The 19,300-nt window shown below is 71.3% G+C and carries 20 protein-coding genes; 13 read left to right on the top strand and 7 right to left on the bottom strand.

All coding sequences use genetic code 11. The annotated features are described in order from the left end of the window. The first annotated feature begins 28 nt into the window (after nt 1-28). The 4 genes from ACMXN5_RS17775 (at nt 29) to ACMXN5_RS17760 (ending at nt 5,556) form a co-directional block, all read left to right on the top strand. Complete coding sequence (locus ACMXN5_RS17775; RefSeq protein ID WP_439676093.1) at nt 29-2,299, top strand: FGLLP motif-containing membrane protein; 2,271 nt, start codon at nt 29-31, stop codon at nt 2,297-2,299. A gap of 12 nt (nt 2,300-2,311) precedes the next feature. Beyond that, nucleotides 2,312-3,055 (top strand): tRNA (guanosine(46)-N7)-methyltransferase TrmB, encoded by a 744-nt coding sequence (gene trmB, locus ACMXN5_RS17770; protein WP_439676092.1) that lies wholly within the window; start codon nt 2,312-2,314, stop codon nt 3,053-3,055. A gap of 139 nt (nt 3,056-3,194) precedes the next feature. After that, entirely contained in the window at nt 3,195-4,991 is a 1,797-nt protein-coding gene (locus tag ACMXN5_RS17765) for a PrsW family glutamic-type intramembrane protease (protein ID WP_439676091.1), read from the top strand. 76 nt (nt 4,992-5,067) lie between these two features. Next, nucleotides 5,068-5,556, top strand: a complete 489-nt coding sequence (locus tag ACMXN5_RS17760; protein ID WP_395796848.1) for a YcxB family protein — start codon at nt 5,068-5,070, stop codon at nt 5,554-5,556. 221 nt (nt 5,557-5,777) lie between these two features. Here the strand turns inward: ACMXN5_RS17760 and ACMXN5_RS17755 are convergent, their stop codons facing one another. After that, complete coding sequence (locus ACMXN5_RS17755; protein WP_439676090.1) at nt 5,778-7,415, bottom strand: MFS transporter; 1,638 nt, start codon at nt 7,413-7,415, stop codon at nt 5,778-5,780. Between the two features lie 152 nt (nt 7,416-7,567). On the opposite strand from ACMXN5_RS17755, the gene ACMXN5_RS17750 reads away from it, so the two are divergent. After that, nucleotides 7,568-7,771 (top strand): hypothetical protein, encoded by a 204-nt coding sequence (locus ACMXN5_RS17750; protein WP_380003514.1) that lies wholly within the window; start codon nt 7,568-7,570, stop codon nt 7,769-7,771. A 66-nt stretch (nt 7,772-7,837) separates the two neighbouring features. Here ACMXN5_RS17750 and ACMXN5_RS17745 read toward each other — a convergent pair whose 3' ends face one another. The 3 genes from ACMXN5_RS17745 to ACMXN5_RS17735 form a co-directional block, all read right to left on the bottom strand. Then, nucleotides 7,838-8,122 (bottom strand): hypothetical protein, encoded by a 285-nt coding sequence (locus ACMXN5_RS17745; RefSeq protein ID WP_380003513.1) that lies wholly within the window; start codon nt 8,120-8,122, stop codon nt 7,838-7,840. A gap of 70 nt (nt 8,123-8,192) precedes the next feature. Beyond that, nucleotides 8,193-8,711: a nuclear transport factor 2 family protein gene (locus ACMXN5_RS17740; protein WP_439676089.1), complete on the bottom strand. Its 519-nt coding sequence runs from the start codon at nt 8,709-8,711 to the stop codon at nt 8,193-8,195. 14 nt (nt 8,712-8,725) lie between these two features. Next, nucleotides 8,726-9,460 carry a nuclear transport factor 2 family protein gene (locus ACMXN5_RS17735; RefSeq protein ID WP_439676088.1) on the bottom strand — a complete coding sequence of 245 codons (735 nt, stop codon included), beginning with the start codon at nt 9,458-9,460 and terminating at the stop codon, nt 8,726-8,728. A 222-nt stretch (nt 9,461-9,682) separates the two neighbouring features. Here ACMXN5_RS17735 and ACMXN5_RS17730 point away from each other — a divergent pair, with 222 nt between their 5' ends. After that, nucleotides 9,683-10,105, top strand: a complete 423-nt coding sequence (locus ACMXN5_RS17730) for a hypothetical protein (RefSeq protein ID WP_078976054.1) — start codon at nt 9,683-9,685, stop codon at nt 10,103-10,105. Nucleotides 10,106-10,145: 40 nt separating this feature from the next. On the opposite strand, the gene ACMXN5_RS17725 is transcribed toward ACMXN5_RS17730, so the two are convergent. Continuing rightward, nucleotides 10,146-12,209, bottom strand: coding sequence for a serine/threonine protein kinase (locus ACMXN5_RS17725; RefSeq protein ID WP_439676087.1), 2,064 nt, complete (start codon nt 12,207-12,209; stop codon nt 10,146-10,148). Between the two features lie 262 nt (nt 12,210-12,471). Between ACMXN5_RS17725 and ACMXN5_RS17720 the strand changes: the two genes are divergently transcribed. Beyond that, complete coding sequence (locus ACMXN5_RS17720) at nt 12,472-12,663, top strand: ferredoxin (RefSeq protein WP_380003509.1); 192 nt, start codon at nt 12,472-12,474, stop codon at nt 12,661-12,663. A 48-nt stretch (nt 12,664-12,711) separates the two neighbouring features. Here the strand turns inward: ACMXN5_RS17720 and ACMXN5_RS17715 are convergent, their stop codons facing one another. Together ACMXN5_RS17715 and ACMXN5_RS17710 are read right to left on the bottom strand one after the other, a co-directional pair. Continuing rightward, on the bottom strand, nt 12,712-13,737 hold the full coding sequence (locus ACMXN5_RS17715; RefSeq protein WP_439676086.1) for an RDD family protein: 1,026 nt from the start codon (nt 13,735-13,737) through the stop codon (nt 12,712-12,714). A 159-nt stretch (nt 13,738-13,896) separates the two neighbouring features. Further along, complete coding sequence (locus tag ACMXN5_RS17710; RefSeq protein WP_439676085.1) at nt 13,897-15,000, bottom strand: S1C family serine protease; 1,104 nt, start codon at nt 14,998-15,000, stop codon at nt 13,897-13,899. A gap of 236 nt (nt 15,001-15,236) precedes the next feature. Here ACMXN5_RS17710 and ACMXN5_RS17705 point away from each other — a divergent pair, with 236 nt between their 5' ends. From ACMXN5_RS17705 to ACMXN5_RS17680, 6 genes are all read left to right on the top strand, one after another. Further along, complete coding sequence (locus ACMXN5_RS17705) at nt 15,237-15,677, top strand: nuclear transport factor 2 family protein (RefSeq protein ID WP_078976058.1); 441 nt, start codon at nt 15,237-15,239, stop codon at nt 15,675-15,677. 72 nt (nt 15,678-15,749) lie between these two features. Continuing rightward, on the top strand, nt 15,750-16,226 hold the full coding sequence (locus ACMXN5_RS17700) for a GNAT family N-acetyltransferase (RefSeq protein ID WP_439676084.1): 477 nt from the start codon (nt 15,750-15,752) through the stop codon (nt 16,224-16,226). Between the two features lie 106 nt (nt 16,227-16,332). Beyond that, nucleotides 16,333-16,527, top strand: coding sequence for a hypothetical protein (locus tag ACMXN5_RS17695; protein WP_439676083.1), 195 nt, complete (start codon nt 16,333-16,335; stop codon nt 16,525-16,527). Continuing rightward, the gene (locus ACMXN5_RS17690) at nt 16,511-17,023 is read left to right on the top strand and encodes a DUF6879 family protein (protein WP_439676082.1); all 513 of its coding nucleotides are present in this window, start codon (nt 16,511-16,513) and stop codon (nt 17,021-17,023) included. The genes ACMXN5_RS17695 and ACMXN5_RS17690 overlap by 17 nt, the downstream gene beginning before the upstream one ends. Continuing rightward, nucleotides 17,020-17,886, top strand: coding sequence for a helix-turn-helix domain-containing protein (locus ACMXN5_RS17685; protein WP_439676081.1), 867 nt, complete (start codon nt 17,020-17,022; stop codon nt 17,884-17,886). The genes ACMXN5_RS17690 and ACMXN5_RS17685 overlap by 4 nt, the downstream gene beginning before the upstream one ends. A 188-nt stretch (nt 17,887-18,074) precedes the next feature. Continuing rightward, nucleotides 18,075-19,295, top strand: a complete 1,221-nt coding sequence (locus ACMXN5_RS17680) for a methyltransferase domain-containing protein (protein ID WP_439676080.1) — start codon at nt 18,075-18,077, stop codon at nt 19,293-19,295. Nucleotides 19,296-19,300: the final 5 nt, after the last annotated feature.

Raw genomic sequence — 19,300 nt, 5'->3', positions numbered from 1 at the left:
CCTGCCGATCGGGGGAACCGCCTTGGCCGTGAGACCCGTAGTCCTGCGCGCACTGCTCGCGGGCGTCGTACTGCTGTTGTGCGCACCGCTGTTCGCGCCGCTGTTCGGCGGCGCGACGCCGGCCCGCGCGGACACCCCGGGGGCGCGGTTGACCGTCTCCCCCGGCGGGCCGCTGCGGCCGGGCGACGTGGTGACGGTCCGGGGCACCGGCCACACCGGCTGCCCCACCGGGCGGATCGACCTGATCGGCTTCGACGCGCGGCTGCGCACGAACGTCGAGGGCGCCGACCGCCTGATCGCGGCGGACGTACCGCTGGATCCCGACCACGGCTTCACCGTGCGCTTCACCCTCGACCCGCCGGTCTACCTCGGCAACCAGGGCTTCCGGACGTTGTGCACGAACCGGGGCGCGGAGCCGTTCGCCCCGCCGCTGGCGCAGACCACGTTCGAGTATCCCGCGAGCGAGCAGGGCAACCCGAACGGCTTCCCCGCGCCGGGTCCGCCGCCCGCGAACCTGGCGAGCCGGCGCCTGGTGGTCGAACCGGCCGACGCCGGGCCCGACCGGGTGGTCACCGTCTGGACCGACCTGCGCTGCGGCGCGGCCACCGCCAACCACAACGGCGCACTCCGGTGGGACGGCCGCTTCGTCACCACGTTCTACGCCCCCGCCGAGCCGACCAAGACCCGGGCACTGCGGGTGCACCTCCCGCAGACACCCACCCGGGGCACCCACCGGCTCTCGGTGGCCTGCCTCTCCGACGACGCCCGGTTCGGCGTGGTGGACGCCGGCGTGACGCTCGACGCCCAAGTGGCCTTCGCCCCCGCCACGTTCACCCTGTCCGCCCCGCGCGCCGGCGACGGTGACCGGATCCGGGCGAGCGGGGCCGGGTTCACCGGCTGCGCCGCCCCGATCGACGGCGCGCCGGCCGAGGTGGCGCTGCGGCGCGGCGACCGGGTCGTGGCCCGGGTGCCGGTCGGCGCCGACGGGCGGATCGACGCCGAGCTGACCCTGCCCGCCGACCTCCCGGAGGGGCCGACCGAACTGACGGTCGGCTGTACCGCCGAACGGCTCGACGGCACGGTGCGCTTCGCGTTCACCGTGCCCCCGGGCACCCGCACGGCGGACGCCCTCGCGCCACGCCCCGCCGACCGCGCCGACTCCGCCCTCGACCTGCCCTCCCCCGGCGACCTCCTCGACCACCCCGGCCCGCTGGTGGTGGCCGGCGCCGGCACCGCGCTCGCCCTGCCGCTGGTGGGGTTCGCCGCCGAACTCTTCAACAAGACGATCGAGGAGAACCGGCTGCGGATCCGGCGCCGACTGCGGCCGGGGGCGGCGCGACCACGCTCGATGCCGCGTGCGCCCCGACTCCAGGTGCTCGTCTTCCTCGTGTTGTCCGCGCTGTGCACGGTCGCGGTCGAGCCGACGATCGGCTTCGACCGGGCCACGTACGCGCTGGCGCTGTCCATGCTGATCGCCGTCCCGCTGACCGTGCTCGCCTACTCGGGGCCGGCCGAGCTGTACCGTCGCCGGCTCTCCCGCATCCGCGCCTTCCCGCAGCTGATCCCCGGCGCGCTGGTGGTCGCGGTGCTGCTCGGGGCGGTGTCGCGGACCGCGCATCTGGTGCCGGGTTACGTGTACGGCCTGTTCCTGGCCTTCACCCACGCCGGGCTGCGGCAACTGCCCGCGCGCGAGGAGGGTCGGGCCACCGCGCTCGGCGCGTGGGCACTGGCCGGCCTCGGTGCGGCGGCGTGGGTGGGGCGGATCCCCGTCGAGCGGGTGCTGGCCGGCGACGACTCCCCGGCCTTCGGCTGGGTGCTGGCGGAGAACGTGCTCACCCAGATCTACATCGCCGCGATGATCGGCCTGGTCTTCGGCCTGCTGCCGATCACCTGGCTGGACGGGCAGTTGATCTGGCGGTGGAATCGGTGGGCCTGGGCGGCGGTGTACGCGGTCGCGGTGTTCCTGTTCCTGCTCACCCTGCTCGACCCGACCGGGGTCACCACCGGCGCGACGCGGCAGATGTGGATGCGGGCGGTGTGGGTGTTCGGCGCGTTCTGCCTCGTCTCGGTCGGCTTCTGGGCGGTGTTCCGGCTGCGCCCGGCGCCGCCGCCCGGACCGCCGGGGCCGTGGGGGACGCCGCCCGGGCCGTGGGGGACGCAGTCGGGCTCGGGAGCGCCCGGGCCGGCGACCGCGCCGGGATCGGGTGTACCCCGGCCGGCGACCGCCCCGCCGCCCATGCCGAACGTGCCGCCGACCGTCGGCCGCTCGTCCCCGCCACCGCCGAATCCCGGTCTGTAAAATCCTGGTCTTATGTCCCCTCTTCCCGTAACCCCTCTGCCCGGCGCCTCGACCGTCCCGGACGTCGCGTCGATCGATCCGGCGGAGCGCCACATGGCGACGGTGCGCAGCTTCACCCCGCGTCGCGGCCGGGTCACCCTCGCCCAGCGGGACGCGCTGGACCGGCTGTGGGCGCGGTGGGGCTTCGACGTCGCGGACCGCCGGCTCGACCTCGGCGAGCTGTTCGGTGACGACCGACCGGTCGTGCTGGAGGTCGGCTTCGGGATGGGCGAGACCACGGCGGCGATGGCCGAGGCCGATCCGGACACCAACGTGCTGGCGATCGACGTGCACACCCCGGGACAGGGCAGCCTGCTGCACGACGCCGAGCGCCGCGGGCTGACGAACATACGGGTCGCCAACGGCGATGCCATCGAACTGCTCCGGGACATGTTGCCGCCCGCCTGCCTGGCCGGCATCCGGATCTTCTTCTCCGACCCGTGGCCCAAGACCCGCCACCACAAGCGGCGGCTGATCCAGCCCTCGTTCGCGGCGCTGGCCGCCTCCCGGCTGGTCCCGGGCGGGATCCTGCACTGCGCGACCGACTGGGCGCCCTACGCGGAATGGATGCTGGACGTGCTCACCGCCGAGCCCGAACTGGTCAACACCGTCGAGGGATACGCGCCCAGACCGCAGTGGCGGCCGGTCACCCGCTTCGAGCAGCAGGGGCTGGCCAAGGGCCATCGCGTCGCGGATCTGCTCTTCCGCCGGCGCTGAGCCGAGGGTCGGTTTTCCCCGGGTCCGCGCGTGCGCGGCCGGCGGCGGGCCGATCCGGGCAGGGTCACCCATACCGACCACGTCACAGCCGACCGAGAGAGGCGCGCCGCGGCCCCGCGCGGCGTTATCGTCACCCCATATGGACGCATCGCAAGGACCCGACACGCCGGCCGGTCCCGTCCCCGCGGACCCCGCCGCGTACGAGTTCGCCCTGTACGAACCCGGACCCGCGGAGAAGTCGTGGCCGCGCCGGCTCGTGGCGAACCAGACCGCGCGAATAACCGCGCTCGTCCTGGCGTTGCTCGGCTGCGCGATCACCATCGCGGTGATGCTCGGCGACACCATCGGCGCCCAGGGCCTCCTGGTCGGCGCGTTGTTGGCGCTGGTGCCCACCCCGCTGGTGGTGAGCGCGATCGTGTGGCTGGGTCGGGTCCGGCCGCTGCCCTGGAAGAGCCTGCTCTTCGCGTTCGCGTGGGGCTCGTGCGCGGGCGCCCTGGTCGCGCTGCTGGCGAACAGTTGGTCGTTCGACAAGCTGATGGACCTCAAGGGCCAGGAGGACGCCGAACTGCTCGGGCTGACCATCGTGGCGCCGGTGGTCGAGGAGTGCGTCAAGGGGCTCGCGGTCGTGCTGCTGTTCGTGACCGTACGGCGGGAGTTCCGCGGCGTGCTGGACGGGCTGATCCCGGCCGCGATCAGCGCCGCGGGCTTCGCGTTCACCGAGAACGTCCTCTATTTCGGCCGCGAGTTCGCGGCGAGCGAGGACAACGGCGACGGCCTGGGCACCACGTGGGGCGTATTCATCGCCCGGGGCATCATGTCGCCGTTCGCGCATCCGCTGTTCACGTCGATGATCGGGCTCGGCTTCGGCCTGGCGGTCCTGGCCCGCTCGCGGCCCGCGCGGATCCTGCTCCCGCTCGCCGGGTACGTGTGCGCGGTCGGGCTGCACGCGTCCTGGAACGGCTCGGCCACCCAGGGACTGGCGTTCCTCGGGGTGTACTTCCTGGTGATGATGCCGATCCTCGGCGCGCTGATCTGGTACACGGTGATCGTGCGGCGGGACCAGTTGCGGGCGGTCGAGGACGAGTTGCCGGGCTATGTCGCGGCGGGCTGGTTCCGGCCGCACGAGCCGCTGCTGCTGTCCTCGATGGCGGACCGCTCGCGCGCGCTGCGCACCGCGCGGACCACGCTGGGGCCGGAGGGCGTCGCGCGGCTGCGCGCCTATCAGGCCGATGCCACGCTGCTCGCCGAGCTGCGACGGCGCGCGGGTCGGTCGCGGCGCGGTCCGGCGCCGGAGTACCCCGGGCAGGAACGGGAGTTGCTGGATCGGGTGTGGGCGGCCAAGCCGGCCGTCGCGCGGGTGATCGACCACACGATGCCGTCGCCGAGGTGGCGCTACGTCAAGCCGCCGCCGGGGATGCCGCCGTGGGGGCCGCCCGGGGGGATGCCCTACGGCGCGCCGGGCGGTTGGGGCGCGCCGGGGTGGGGTGCGCCGGGGACGATGCCGTACGGAACGCAGCCGGGGGCGGCACCCTACGGCCCGCAGACAGGCGTGGCACCCTACGGCCCGCAGACCGGCATGGCGCCCTACGGGGCCCCGCCCGGTGTCGCCCCGTACGGCCCGCCGCCCGGTGTGAATCCCTTCGGCGCGCCGCCGCCCGGGTGGGTGCCGCCGGCCCGGCATCCCGCCGCGCATCCCGCGTGGGGTCCCGTACCGCCGAGCGGCCCGCCGCCGTGGGGCCCGCCCCGGCACGCGGCCAACGGCGCCCGGGCCGACCTTCCCGCCCAGTCGACCGCGCCGTGGGGCGCGCCCCCGGCGCAGGTGAACGGCGGCGTCCCCGCCCCGGCCGAACCGCTGGGCCCACCGGCCTGGTACGCCCGCCCCGGCGACTCCCCGAAGCCGCCCGCCGACCCGACCCCGCCCGCGGGAGCCGCCTAGGACGTGTCGCTATGGCCCGGCCCCACGACTCGCAGCCGTAATCGGGCCGGGCCGACCCCCGTGCGACCATGACCGGGTGCATATCTCGACCACCTACATCCCCACCGAGGCCGACATCGCGGAGGGCGTGCTCGCCTTCCGCCGCGGCCTCTTTCGCGGACTGCTCGGCGCCGGTGCGGTGCTCTCGGCCCTCGGGGTGGTGCTGGTGACCCGGGCCCTGCTGAGCGGCACCACGGTGTTGTGGCCGTCGGCCTTCGTGGGCTTCGGCGTCGCGATGTTGGCGCTGCGGTTCTGGGCGCCGATCCAGGCCGCCCGGCAGAACAAGCACATGCACGGTGTGCCCTGCGAGGTCACGCTGACCGACGAGGAATTCGTCACGACGCTCGGCGGAACCCGCAGCGAGACGCCGTGGAGCACCTTCCGCAAGATCCGCCGCGTGGACACCCAGTGGATCTTCGAGTTCGGTCCCACCCAGGCGGTGACCATTCCGAGGCGGGTCTTTACCGACGCGGAAAACCTCGAACTGGAGACGTTTATCCACAGCCGGGGCCGGGCAGCGCGCTGATCTTCCACAAGGAAGATCCACATCCTGTGGAAAACCTGTGCGCAACGGCATTCGGCGCACCGAAGCCGCTCGAAATGGCGAGAAACAATGCCGATTCGACCTGATCGGGTGCGTTTATCCGGTTGCGTGCACACCAATGGCTTTCGTCCATCGGGCATTTCCCACATCAACCACAAAGGCGACCTCTCGCGAGGTCGCCTTCGGGTCCTGCCGGTGGTCCGTCAGCGGCTGCCGACCGCCTCGGCCACGTGCGTGGGGACGACGGTGGCACCCTCGGTGGCCTTCACGATCGTCGTGCCCTCGACCTGCTCCGCCTGCTCGGTCGGGTCCGCCTGCTCGGCCTGCTCCGGCACCGGCACCCCCCGCAGCAGCCAGGTCGCGCCGAGCGCCGCCAGCGTCAGCAGCACCGCGCCGCCGAGGGTGGCGTACTGCATACCGTGCGTGAAGGCGTCCCGCGCGGTATCGAGCAGGTGCTCCCCCGCCCCGCCGGAGACCCGCCCGGCGGTCGCGCTCGCCGCCGCCAGCGTGTCGTTCGCCGCGTGCACCGCGTCGGCCGGCACCCCGTCGAACGTCGCGTCGCGCATGTCCCGCCCGTACACCGCGTCGGCGACGCTGCCCAGGACCGCGATGCCCAGCGCCCCGCCCAACTCGCTGCCGGTCTCCGAGGTGGCCCCCGCCGCACCGGCCCGCTCCGGCGGCGCCGAGGTCAGCACCATCTCGGCGGTCAGCGTGGTCGCGATCAGCACCCCGGCGGCAACCAGACCCGCGCCGACCAGGACCACGACCAACGGCGTACCCGGACGGGCCTGGCTCATCACCACGAAGCCGGCCACCGACAGGAGCAGGCCACCGCAGATCAGGAACCCGGGCCGCACCTTCTTGGCCAGGATCCCGGAGACGGTGAGCGCCACCGTGATCCCGGGCATCACCGTGAGCGACCACAGCGCCGCCGTCAACGGCCGCATGCCGAGCACGAGTTGCATGTACTGGGTGTTGAACAGGGCCGAACCCATCAGCGCCACGGCGGCGATCACGTTGACCGCGATCGAGGCGCTGAACGCCCGGTTGCGGAACAGCGCGAGGTCGATCAGCGGGTCGGCGACGGTGCGCTGCCGGCGCACGAAGAGGTATCCGACGACCAGCCCGACCACGATGCTCGCCAGGTACAGCGGCGTCGCACCCTCGGCCGCCGTTTCCTTGATCCCGTAGATCACCGCGAGCACCGACACCAGCGAGAGCCCGGCACCGACCAGGTCGAGCCGACCGGCCGCGGCGTCCTTGAACTCCGGGAGCAGGAACGGACCGACCGCGAGCAGCAGCACCATCGCCGGCACGTTGAGCAGGAACGCCGAACCCCACCAGAAGTGGTCGAGCAGCAGGCCGCCGGCCACCGGGCCCAACGTGGCGCCCGCGGTCAGCGCGGCGGTCCAGATCGCGATCGCGGTCCGCCGCTGAGCCGGGTCGTGGAAGAGGTTGCGGATCAGCGCCAGCGTGGAGGGCATCAGCGTCGCACCGGCCACACCGAGCAGCGCCCGGGTGGCGATCAGCATCTCGGGGCTGTTCGCGAAGGCCGCGGCCACCGAGGCGGCGCCGAACGCCGCCGCGCCGATCAGCAGCAGTCGGCGGCGGCCGATCCGGTCGCCGAGCGCGCCCATCGTGATCAGCAGACCGGCCAGCAGGAAGCCGTAGATGTCCATCATCCAGAGCTGCTGCGGAGCGGTCGGCTCCAGGTCCTCGCTGATGAACGGAAGCGCGAAGTACAGCACGCCCATGTCCATCGACACGAGCAGGAGCGGGAGGAGCAGGACCGTCAGGGCGATCCATTCCTTACGGCCGGCCTTGGCTGCGGTGGAGGTCATGACAGGAACAGTACAAGCGTCTAAGACGCTTGTCTATGACGCTTGTATAAAAAACTGGCGGTCGGCTCCCGAGGGGTTCCCGCCCCGCCCGCAGCGGGTACCCGGATGCCGTGCGGGGGCACCGACTCCACTCCCGAACGAAGGACGGCGACATGAGTGACGAGCGCATTCCCGTGGACGAGATCCCGGAGGGCGACCGACCGAGGATGGACCTGCGCAGCGGCGCCGAGACCCCCGTGGACCCCGAGGACCTCGTCCTGGCGGAGGGCAAGGACCTGACCGAGAAAAACATCGAAGAGGCCCGCCGCAAGCTCGCCGAACTGGGCCCGGCCGCAGTAGAACGCGTCGTCCCCTGACCCCGACCCCGCAGCCCACAACGAAAACTTCAGCCGTGTGGATGGCAAGGCGCCGTTCCGGACGCGTCAGCGTCCGGAACGGCGCCTTGGGCGCATTTCGACCGGGCGGACCTGATACACACCCCGGTCCCGGTCCCGCTGCTCCTCGGCCACCTGGAGCGCGATCAGGATCTCCAGCGCGCTCCAGGCCATGCCGAGCATGCCGAGCCCGACGAAGAGCATCGCCCACACCCAGAACCAGGTGTGCGCCCAGACGCCGAGCAGCGCGACCATCGCCGCGACGATGGTCAGGGCCAGCAGCACGCCGGTGCGCGCGGCGGCGTTTCTCGCGCCGTCCGGAAGCCTGGCCATGGCCGGTCCTTCCTTCCGCCGAGTGTCCGGTCGATCCTCGCCTGCCCCCTGTGCGGCGAACGGAACCCGCTCAGGCGTCTTCGTCCGGGAATCGATGGAACTCCCGCCAGGTCTCCCAGATTCCCGGCACGGTACCCGAACCGTAGGAGCGCTCCGGCCAGTTGGCCGGCGGCAGTCCGGCGGGGTTGGCGCCGACGTTGGCGCCGTACCAGAGGTCGTGCCGACGGCGCGCGAAGTACCACGTGCCGTCCCGGCGTTCGTACACGTCGCGGTACAGGATCGCCTGGTGCAGCCAGCGCGGCCCCTCCTGGATCTCCCCCTTGCAGTACACGTGTCCGGTCGCGTGGTCCGCGTCGAGGAGATCGATCACGTGGGTGCCCACGTTGAGGATGGTCACCCCCAGGGGCGCGAGTTGGGTCGCGAACGACGCGCGCAGCGCCGCGTGTCCGCTCTCCTCCCGGGTCACCCGCACGTCCGGCACGAACAACGCGCACAGTGCGTCCAGGTCCCGGCTGTCCAGGGCCAGCGCGTAGCGGGCGGCCAGTTGACGGATCTGTTCGTAGGCGAGGAGTCGTTGTACGTCGTCCATGGACCGACACCCTGTCAGGCGGACACGCGGGCGATCTGCTGCGGGTTGTACACGACCTCGACATAGGACCAGCGGCCCTCGCCCGCGTAGTGCAGCACCACGTTGACGTCCAGACCGACGTCGGCCCCCTCGGCGCGGAGCAGGACGGCGGCCCGGTTCCCGTCGACGAGGCGCAACACGACGCGGTAGCCGGTGAACGGCGAGCGGCGCACCCCGTCCAGGATGTACGCGTGCAGCGCGTGCCGGCCCTCGACGAAGCCGACCACGTGGTCGCGCACCCGCACCTCGTCGGTGAACAGCGCCGCGACCGGCGCCCAGTCGCCGTGGGCGGGGGCCGCGGCAAGTCGGCCGGCGAAGTCGGCGAGGGCCCGCTCCACCTCGGCCCGCTCGGCGGCGCGGGGCATCGGCTCGGGTGCCCAGCCGACGATCCCGCGCAACTCGCCGCCGTCGGCCCCGGCGACCGCGCCGCCCGCGGCCCGCCAGCGCGCGATCATCGCGTCGGCGTCGTCGCCGTTGTGGAACTCGCCCACCGTCTCGAAACGATCGCCGATCCGACGCAGGATCTCCGTCCCGGGCAGTGTGTAGCGGGTGGTGCCGCCGGTGGGGTCGGGCAGGTTGTGCCAGACGTAGCGGCAGACCAGGTCGCCGTCGATCATCGTCCACTCGGTGAACCGGGACACCTCGGGAGCCGGGTCGGCACCGCCGATCCGCGCGAGTGCCGCCGCCATCTTGTCCCGGCTGCCGCCCATCGTGCCTCCCCGCAGTCGTCCGGCGAACCCGGCCGCGCGCAAGGATCCGGGCGCAGGTCGCCTCCGGTCCGCGTGATCCTGCCCGCGCCCCGTCGCGAAGTCCAGCCCCGACACGATCGTCGGAACGGAACCGTCGCCGGCTGGTATACGTATTACCGGTCGCAACCAGCCGGCCGGGCTCCGACGCGAGCACGAGACGAAGAAGAAGCGGAGGGGACGCGAGTGATCCGGTACCGGGTCCGGGTGGACTTCTACCAGGACGTCCCGCCGGACCGGCCCCCGACGGGGTACGTGGGCTCGTTGCTCTCGGGCGACTTCGCGGGACCCGCGCTGCCGCGCGGCGGCGACTCCATCTCGGCGATCCCGCTGGGCGGTGCGCACATAGGGCCGTGGACCGGCGGTCCCTACATGATGGTTCACCGGGTCGAGCACCACCCGGTCCCCGTCGACGGCGAGGGACACATAGTGGAGTGGTGGGAGCAGTACCCCCAGCCCTCCGTGCACGTGGTCGTCAACGCCGAGTGGCCGGACACCGAGGAGTCCGAGCACGAGTTGATGAACCTGTACGAGGAGCAGAGCTGGAGCTCGTTCCCGGCGGGCCCGGAGAACCCGTTCCTGCCGGTGGCGGCGGCGGCCGACTTCTAGGCCCGGTGCTTCCGGCTCGTTCCACCCGTGACGCGGCGGGCTATCCCTTGGGCTTCTTGTAGCCCGCCGTGTCCACCGATGCCAGGATCTTGTTCAGGTCGGCGTCGTATTCGCGGGACAGGCCCGCCGTGGAGAACGAGATCACCGACTGCGGCAGCCACCACAGTTGCGGCTGGAACGAGTCGCCGCTCTTGCAGGTCACGCTGTACGACGCGTACTCGTACTTGAGGCTGACCTTGCTCGGCTCGGCGAGCTTCTTGCCCTCCGACTTGCTGGTCGGCGCCGCGGTGTCCTCGGGCTTGGTCACACAGGTCGGCGCGGTACCCAGGGTCCAGCCCGCCGGATCCTTGAAGTCAACCTTGCGCTGATCGTTCTTGCCCACCCAGATCCGCAGCCCCGCGCGCTCGCAGGTGGTGCGCTGGGCGGCGGGCGTGGCGGTCGGCAGCACGCACACCTCCGTGTCGCTGACCTCCTTGAGCTCCCACGTGCTGGGCACCGCGAACTTCACGCCCTTGATGTCCTGGGTGAAGCCGCCCGGTTTGCCGGTGAGTTTCGGCGGTTGCACGACGGGGCTGTTGGTGTTCTTCCCCGCCTTGGGCTTGTCGTCGCCGCCGCCGCGCAGCGCGACCACCGCGCCCGCGCTGATCGCCACCACCGCCACCGCGCCGCCGATCATGATCGCCAGGCGTTTGCGGCCCGGGCGACCGCCGCCGGTGCCGCCCTGCTGCCGGGTCGCGGCCCGACCGGTCGGCGGCGGCGTGTGTCCGCCGTGGGTGGCCGGGGGTGGGGTGAACGTGCCGGAGGCGGGCGGCTGGTGGTGGCCGGCCGGATAGCCCTGGCCGGTGCCGCCGTACTGCCCGGAGTGCGCCCCGTACGCGCCGGACTGCGCGGCGGGGACACCGTGCGTCCCGGAGGGCGCCCCGTACGCCCCCGACTGCGCCGCGGGCGCGCCGTGCGTCCCGGAGGAGTCGCGGTACAGCGGCGGTTGGGTCGGCGAGGCGCCGTAGGGGTCGTGCGTGGGGGTGTTGTACGCGGCCGGCGGCGGGGTCTGCGGTGGTACGACCGGCGCGCCGAACGCGGCGGTGCCGCCGGAGCGCGCGGGCCCGCGCGGCGCCTCGTACACGCGCGGCGGCGGGGTCTGCGGCACCTGCTGCTGCGACTGCTCCTGCACCTGCCACGGGCCGCCGGAGGCCGGCGTGGTCCACAACTGGCCGATCAGCGACGTCGCGTCGGCGACCGGGTCGAGCGAGGGCGCCGCGCCGGTGCCGAGCGCGCCGCGCCACACGTGGGTGACCGAGGCCAGCAACTCCCGGGCCTGCGGCCGGTAGTGCGGCTCCTTGTCACCCGCGCGCTTGACGATCAGCCGCAATACGTCCGGTACGCCGGAAAGGTCGGCCTCCTCCTGGAGCACCCGCAGTGCGACGACCTCGGGCGCGCCCGTACCGAACGGGATCACCCCGGTGGCCGCGTAGGTGACCAGCATCGCCCACGCGTACACGTCGGCGGCCGGCGTGCTGTCGTGGCCCTTGAAGCGTTCCGGGCTCATCCACGCCGGCGAGCCGATCATCATGCCGGTGCGGGTCAGCCCGCTGTCCTCCATCGACCGCGCGATGCCCAGGTCGAGCACGCGCGGTCCGGCGGGCGAGCAGATGATGTTCTGCGGCTTGAGGTCGCGGTGGATCACATCGGCGTCGTGCAGCGCGACCAGCGCCTCGGCGAGCCCGGCCGCGAGGCCCATCAGCTCGTCGCCGCGCATCGGACCGCCCTGGTTCACCCGCTTGTCCAGGGTCGGCCCCGGCACGTACTCGGTGGCGAACCACGGTGTCTCGGCGTCGACATCCGCGTCGAGCACGGGTGTGGTGCACGTGCCCTTGATCGCGCGCAGCAGGTTGACCTCGCGCGTGAACCTGGCCCGGAACTCGGGATCGTCGGCGTACTGCGCGTGCACCACCTTGACCGCGACGCGGCGCTCCAGGCTGTCCAGCCCCGCGTAGACCGCGCCCATGCCACCCGCGCCCAGTCGACCCGTGATCCGGAACGGTCCGATGTGCTGCGGATCGCCCGGACGCAATTGACGTATCTCGGCGCCGCCGTCGGCCGTCATGGACGTGCCTCCCGTGTTGGTTCGCCGGCCCGCCGCTGCGGCCGTACCGGGATGGAATCCTCTCATCCGGTCTTGTGACCTCCCCAGGGCACCGGCTGGTTCCCCGTTCGGGGGAAAAGGCTCGCCTTACCCGTGGGTGGGCGTGATAGGCCAACGGGTGCGCCGGGTGTGGCAACACCGCGGCGTGCGGCGAGCGTTGCCACACCGCACCGGTTGGCAGGCATCCGCCGGATCGCACCGCTTCCACGACGAAGGGCCGGACATGAGGATCGTCGTCGACTTCGACAAGTGCAAGAGCAACGCGCTGTGCATGGCCGAGGCACCCGAGGTGTTCGAGGTACGGGAGGACAACTTCCTCTACATCCTGAACGAGAATCCGAGCGAGGAGTTGCGGCCGCAGGTGGAAGAGGCGATCCGGGTCTGTCCGACCCGGGCCATCTCGATCCTGGATTGAGCCGGCGCGGCCCGGGGCGGGAGTTGCCCGCCCCGGGCCGATCACGGCTCAGGAAGGGTCGTTCGGGCGGTCCGGGGCGGCGCCCCGGCTCGACTGCCAACGGTCGCGGGCGTTGCGGGCCATCGTGGTGGACGCGCCCCGGGCACCCTGCACCATCGCCGCCGAAGCGTTGCGGGTGACCGACCAACCCCGGGCGAGCAGCTTGACGTTGACCACCACGGTGCCGGCGGTACGGTCGTGCCACGTGCGCCGGCGCGGGCCGAGCACGGCCAGCGGGTCCAGGAAGCCGACCAGGGCGAGCAGGGCGAACAACCCGGCCGTGCCCCACTGGCGGAGCGCCACCTCGTACCAGGTGAGCAGGACCGCGGCCCACGGCACCACCACGGCCACCAGCGTGCGCCGAGCCGCCCGCCAGGCGCCGACCGGCACCCGGCCGCGAACGGCCTGTGCCGATGTGCCCGCCGGGACCACCTTCGCGCCGACCATGATCTTGCCCAGCGTGCGGCCGAACCTGGCGTGCATGTACCAGTCGTAGAGCGCGGGCACCAGGAGATGGGCGAGGACCAGCAGAAGCAGCAGCGTCTTGGTGGTCGACCACAGCCCGTCCACCGCCTCCAGCGGCGCCCGTTGCGCCTCGCCGGCGCGCCCGAACACCACGTCCAGGAAGGAGTCGCGGACCACCTTCGTGGGCAGGTCGGCGGCCTTGCCCTGGATGTAGTGGTAGGCCAGGAACCACAGCGGCAGCACCAGGGCGGTGGTGAGCAGGTAGTCCACGGTGCGGGCGATCAGCCGCATGGTCCGGGAGGCGAGCGGGAGTTCGCCGGGCGCCGCGGGCTCGACGCCCGTCGCGGGGTAGGACTGCGGGGGTACCGGTGCGGAGTAGGACGGGGCGGGTGCGGGGTAGGACTGCGGTGGTGCCGGCGGGTGGGCGGGGCCGGGCGGTTGCGCCTGGTCCGGGATCGGGCCCGGTGCGGTGACGGGTGCTTGGTGCCAGGACAGGTGTGGATCACCGTCGACGGAAGGTTGGTCCCCGTACGGCGACCCCGGCCCGCGTGGCGGCTGAGGAATCGTCATGACCGGGACCGTATCGCGCAGATCGTCCCTTCCACCGGGCCGTGGGGGGAGTCGGGGGCACGCGGCGCGCAAAACGGCCGGGTCGCGCCGGGTCCGAGTGCCGTCGAATCGCGTGCAGTTGCCCCGGGTGCCGTTGGGCCGATCGGGCGATCCGGGTGCTCAGCCCTTGAGTTCGCCCAGTGTCACATCGACCGTGGCCTTGTTGCCATTGCTGCCGCGCAGCAGGTTCACCTTGACCCTGTCCCCCGGCTGCTTGCCACCCAGCACCTCGGACAGGGTCGAGACGTCGGTGACCGCCTGGTCGTCGATCGTGGTGATCACGTCGCCGATCTGGATGCCGGCGGCCTTCGCGGCGCCGCCGTCCTGGATCGAGACCACGCCGACGCCCGCGGCCCGGCCGTTCGGGCCGGCCACGGTACGGACGGTGACGCCGAGGGCGGCCTTGCCGGAGTTGTCCACCTTGCCGTTCTTGATGATCTGGTCGGTGATCGACTTGACCGTGTTGGCCGGGATCGCGAAGCCGATGCCCGGCGCCGCGCCACCGTTGGCCTCGGGGTCGGTGGCGGCCAGGGTCGGGATGCCGATCACCTGGCTGTCCAGGTCGACCAGGGCGCCGCCGCTGTTGCCGGGGTTGATCGCGGCCGAGGTCTGGATGGCGCTGGAGATGGTGGCGCCCGGCGAGCCGGAGGTCTCCGGTTCGCTGACAACGCGGCCGACGGCGGAGACGATGCCCTCGGTAACACTGGAGTCCAGGCCGAGCGGGTTGCCCATGGCCATGGTGATCTGACCGACCTGGAGCTTGCTCGAATCGGCGAACCGGGCGGGCTTGAGATCGGGGGGCGGACTGTCGAGGCGGATCACCGCGAGGTCGTCCGGGGCGAAGGCGGCGACGAGCTTGGCGGTGACCGACTTGCTCGCGTTCGGGAGGGTGACCTCGAACGAGGTGTCCTGGCCGATCACATGGGCGTTGGTGACGATGTTGCCCTTGTCGTCGTAGACGACGCCGGAGCCGAGACCGGACTTCGTGGTGATCTGGACCACCGACGGCAGCACGTTGCGCACCACCTGCTGGTACTGCGCCTGGAGGTCGTTCGCCGGTCCGTTGCCCGGCGCCGCCGAGCCGGAGGCGACGTTGCCGTTGCCGTTGCCGCCGTCCGTGTTCCTCTTCGAGCCGTTGTCGTCGCTGCACCCGCTCACCCCGCCGAGCACGAGCACCGCCGCCGTCACCACGACCGTGACCCGTCGCCGCGTCGTCCTGCCCACGATGTCTCCCTCGGTTCGGCGGCTGCCGCCGGCGACGGCTCGGTTGCCGGTACCGGACCGGGTCCCCCGAGCATTCTTCGTACTAACCCCATTGATGGACTTTTCACCGGGTCGCCGAGCCCCTGCCTCTTTCGCCATGTGCTTGTTCGTGTCAAGTTGGGCCCGCACGTCGGCCCGGTACTCCGGGGCGACGCCGAAGACGCACCGAAGAGCCGGAGAGGTGGGCGGGCGCACGCATGCTGACGCTTCAGGAGATCTCGGACCGGATGGAGATCCAGGACCTGATGGTCCGCTACTCGCACGCGGTGGACACGGGCGACTGGGACGCCCTGGACACCGTCTTCACCGCCGACGCGCTGATCGACTACTCGGCGATGGGCGGCTCCAAGGGCGGCCTGGCCGAGACCAAGGAGTTCCTGGCGTCGGTGATGCCCGGCTTCGGCGCCTACCAGCACCTGATCGCCAACTCGTCGATCACGGTCGACGGCGACACCGCCACGGGCCGCACGATGTGCCACAACCCGATGGTGTTCAAGGGCGAGGACGACGAGACGCCGGGCCCGACGATGTTCTGCGGCCTGTGGTACCTGGACACCTTCACGCGCGTCGACGGCGAGTGGCGCATCTCTGCCCGCAGCGAGGAAAAGTCCTACATGTACATCGCACCAACGGCCTGACCGGGGGCGGCCGGGTCGGGGCGGCCGGGAAAATCCCGGGAGCGGCCGGCGGGGCCGAGGTAGCTTCGAGGCATGATCCGCGAAGCCACCGCAGCCGACATCCCGGCCATCCACGCCCTGGTCCGCGAACTCGCTGACTACGAAAAGCTCCTACACGAGGTCAAGGCCACCGAGGCCCAACTCCACACGGCCCTGTTCGGCCCGACCCCGGCGGCCTTCGCGCTGATCGCCGAGGACGACACCACCGGCGAATCGGTCGGCTACGCCATCTACTTCCTGTCGTTCTCCACATGGGAGGGCGTCCACGGCGTCTACCTCGAAGACCTGTACGTCCGCCCCGGCGCCCGAGGCGCCGGCCACGGCAAGGCCCTCCTCAAGCACCTGGCCCAAATCTGCACCACCAGGGGCTACGCCCGCCTCCAATGGGCCGTCCTCGACTGGAACTCCCCAAGCATCGCCTTCTACGACTCCCTAGGCGCAATCCACGAAAAGGAATGGCTCGGCTACCGCCTGACCGGCGAACCCCTGACCACCCTCGCCACCACCTGACCCACCCCGCAGCGGTTTATGCACGAACGCGGGTAACCCTTGCCCGTCTTGCACCCGCCCTTCTAGCGTCCTCTCCAGGTAGTCGACCAACTACGAAGGGCGACATATGAAACTCTCACGCATCGCCGGCGGCGACCCCGAATGCCGTTCGGGTGACTGTCCGACCGTCTACACGACCGACGAAGATGGCACGATCGCCATTCAGGGCTTCCTCGTGGACCACAAAACGCCCACGACCGAGGCCGTCGTGGCCCTGCCGGAAGAAGTACTCCGGGAGGCCGCGCGTGCACTTGGATGGTGAACGCTGGGCCTCGTTCCTCGACACGTTCGAACGCGAGGCCTTCCGCCTCGAGACACTGCCCTCCTACTCCGTACGTGGCGAGGAACTGGAATACGCGGACTTCATGAGGACCGGGCGCCTGGACCTGCCCGACGACGACCCATGGCTGACCAAGCTCGCCCGCTACCGTGCGGACGGGCGCAAGGTCACCCGGGTCCACATCGTCACGCCTCCCTTGTCCGATTATCTCCGCTACGAATTTGCGGCATACCACTACAACGTCGCGGCCGGTGAAGAAGTCAGGATCCTCGACACGACCCGACAGCGGGACGCCCCGCCCATGCCCTCCGATTTCTGGATGCTCGACGACTCGAAAGTCGTCGATATGCAATACGACGAGCACGGCGTCCAGTTGGCACGCGTCCTTCTCGAGTCCCCGGATCTCGATCGCTATCGGCGGGCAAAAGAATCGGCGCTGAACCTTTCCATCCTCTTCACGGAGTATCTCTCGGATTGAACTTCGACCCGCAGCAGGCAGGCCGGGACCGGTTGCGCCTCGCTTCGGCCCTACGGGCCCTGCGTAGCGCAACCGGACTTTCCGGCGAACGTTTGGCGGCTCGCTGCGGCATGTCGCAAAGCAAAATCTCCAGAATCGAGACCGGGCGCACCCTGCCTACCCTCGTGGACGTGCGACATATCCTGACAGCCCTCGGGGTGGATGCCGCGACTGCCGAGGAGATTCGACGTCTGGCGGAAATCGCAAACACCGAGTACGAGGATGTGCGCACATCGGTCAGACGTGGCCTGCACCACCGACAGCGCGAGCTTGCCATGCTCGAAGCCGGCGCCGACCACGTCCGACACTTCCTGCCGACGATGATCACCGGCCTGCTTCAAACGCCGGAGTACATGCGTCGAGCCCTGTCCCCCACCGTCGATCCGACGGCAGGTGACACCACCAAGATGATGGCCATGAAGCTTGAGCGCCAATCGGTGCTTCACGATCGAGAGAAACGCTTCGACTTCCTCCTGACGGAGTCGGCCACCCGCTGGCAACTTTGCCACCCTTCGGCCATGGCATTGCAGTTGGACCATCTCGTGGCGATATCGAGACTTCCCCGGATTCGACTTCACATACTGCCACTTCGGCAACAGATGAACGACGCCCCGTTCAACACATTTGTCATCTACGACAGCCATCTGGTTACGGTCGAACTGTTCAGCGGTCGACTCATCCTCCGGGCCCCCAAGGATATCGCCTACCATCGAGAGCTGTTCGACTATTTTGCAGCCCGCTCGCTGTCCGGTGATGATGCCCGCCGACAGATCGAATCATGGTCCGAATCCTTTCGACAGCAATCCATGCAGGAACGCGACTGAGGTTGGACACCAGCCTGCGGTTTCCCGTATTCATGGAATACGACTCCGGATCCTATTGAAGGGGATTCCATGGGAAAACACCGCGATCCCGCGACCGATGACGGGCACAAGCCGGAGAAGCCGGTGCCGCCGCCGATTCCGCCGGATAAGCCCGCCAACCCCGGGACGCCGAAGGGGCGGTGGGGTGGGTGAGTGCGGAGGCGCGGGCGTTGTGGCGGGCTCGGGTGGCGTTGCTGCGGCGGGTCGAGGAGGTCGTCGGGGAGTTGCCGCAGGTGTGGCGGCAGGCGTTCGTCGGGGTGCCGAGGCATGTGTTCCTTCCCGATGTCGTGTGGTTGCGGCGGCCCGGCGGGGACCGGCACGAGCGGTGCGATCGGGTGCGGGAGCCGGAGCGCTGGTGGGCCGCCGCCTACGCGGACGCGCCGGTCGTCGTGCAGATGTGCGACGGCGGGGCGCCCCGGAGCGGCGGGGCCGAGTGGCCGTCGTCGTCCGCGTCCCAGCCCTCGATCGTGGCGGCCATGCTCTTGGCCCTCGATGTGGCCGACGGACACCGGGTGTTGGAGATCGGCACCGGCACCGGCTGGAACGCCGGACTGCTCGCCCACCGTCTCGACGACGACCGGCGCCTGGTGACCGTCGAGGTGGACGTGAACCTCGCCCGAATCGCCGAAGCCCGGTTGGCGGGCCTGGGCCGGCACCCCACCGTGGTCTGGGGCGACGGCGCCGAGGGGTGGGCGACCGGCGCACCCTACGACCGAATCCTGTCCACCGCCGCCGTGACCCACATCCCACCCGCCTGGATCCGGCAATGCCGACCCGGAGCCGTGATCGTCACACCCTGGGCGAGCGCCTGGACCGCGAACGGCACCCTCGTGGCCACGGTGGACGACCGGGGCCGTGCACACGGCCGATTCCGCGCCGGCGGGGCGTTCATGCACCTGCGCGGACACCGCTCACGCATCACCGACGTGGATCAGGTCTTCGCCCCGGACCACACCCCCGAACCCGGCACCACCACCCTCTCCCCCTGGGACGTGGCCGGCGCCGACCCCGTCGCCGAGTTCGCGATCGGCCTGATGGCGCCCGACATCTGGCACCACTGGGACGAGACCCCCGAGGCCGACGGCGTACACACCCGCCTGTGGGTGGGCGACGAGGCCGGCACCTCGTGGGCGAGCGTCGACTACGACGGCCGGCAACTCACCACCTTCCCCGTCCACCAACACGGCCCCCGCCACCTGTGGACCGAAGTCGAGTCGGCCTGGTCCCGATGGCACACCGCGGGCCGCCCCGACTTCCCAGCCTTCGGCTGGACCGTCTCCCCCAACGGCACCCAACACGCCCGCGTACCCGAGTGCGCCGCCGGCCTCTCCCCCACCCAAGGAGCCGACGAACCGTCATGGACCCTGTGAGGCAA

Source organism: Embleya australiensis (assembly GCF_051903075.1).
Classification (GTDB): Bacteria; Actinomycetota; Actinomycetes; order Streptomycetales; family Streptomycetaceae; genus Embleya.
This window is presented reverse-complemented; position numbering and strand designations above follow the sequence as displayed.

Coding starts and splice junctions, on each gene's coding strand:
- ACMXN5_RS17765 (WP_439676091.1), top strand. CDS start 3,195: ATGGACGCATCGCAAGGACCCGACACGCCGGCCGGTCCCGTCCCCGCG.
- trmB (WP_439676092.1), top strand. CDS start 2,312: ATGTCCCCTCTTCCCGTAACCCCTCTGCCCGGCGCCTCGACCGTCCCG.
- ACMXN5_RS17695 (WP_439676083.1), top strand. CDS start 16,333: ATGAAACTCTCACGCATCGCCGGCGGCGACCCCGAATGCCGTTCGGGT.
- ACMXN5_RS17700 (WP_439676084.1), top strand. CDS start 15,750: ATGATCCGCGAAGCCACCGCAGCCGACATCCCGGCCATCCACGCCCTG.
- ACMXN5_RS17720 (WP_380003509.1), top strand. CDS start 12,472: ATGAGGATCGTCGTCGACTTCGACAAGTGCAAGAGCAACGCGCTGTGC.
- ACMXN5_RS17735 (WP_439676088.1), bottom strand. CDS start 9,460: ATGGGCGGCAGCCGGGACAAGATGGCGGCGGCACTCGCGCGGATCGGC.
- ACMXN5_RS17745 (WP_380003513.1), bottom strand. CDS start 8,122: ATGGCCAGGCTTCCGGACGGCGCGAGAAACGCCGCCGCGCGCACCGGC.
- ACMXN5_RS17740 (WP_439676089.1), bottom strand. CDS start 8,711: ATGGACGACGTACAACGACTCCTCGCCTACGAACAGATCCGTCAACTG.
- ACMXN5_RS17755 (WP_439676090.1), bottom strand. CDS start 7,415: ATGACCTCCACCGCAGCCAAGGCCGGCCGTAAGGAATGGATCGCCCTG.
- ACMXN5_RS17715 (WP_439676086.1), bottom strand. CDS start 13,737: ATGACGATTCCTCAGCCGCCACGCGGGCCGGGGTCGCCGTACGGGGAC.
- ACMXN5_RS17750 (WP_380003514.1), top strand. CDS start 7,568: ATGAGTGACGAGCGCATTCCCGTGGACGAGATCCCGGAGGGCGACCGA.
- ACMXN5_RS17725 (WP_439676087.1), bottom strand. CDS start 12,209: ATGACGGCCGACGGCGGCGCCGAGATACGTCAATTGCGTCCGGGCGAT.
- ACMXN5_RS17705 (WP_078976058.1), top strand. CDS start 15,237: ATGCTGACGCTTCAGGAGATCTCGGACCGGATGGAGATCCAGGACCTG.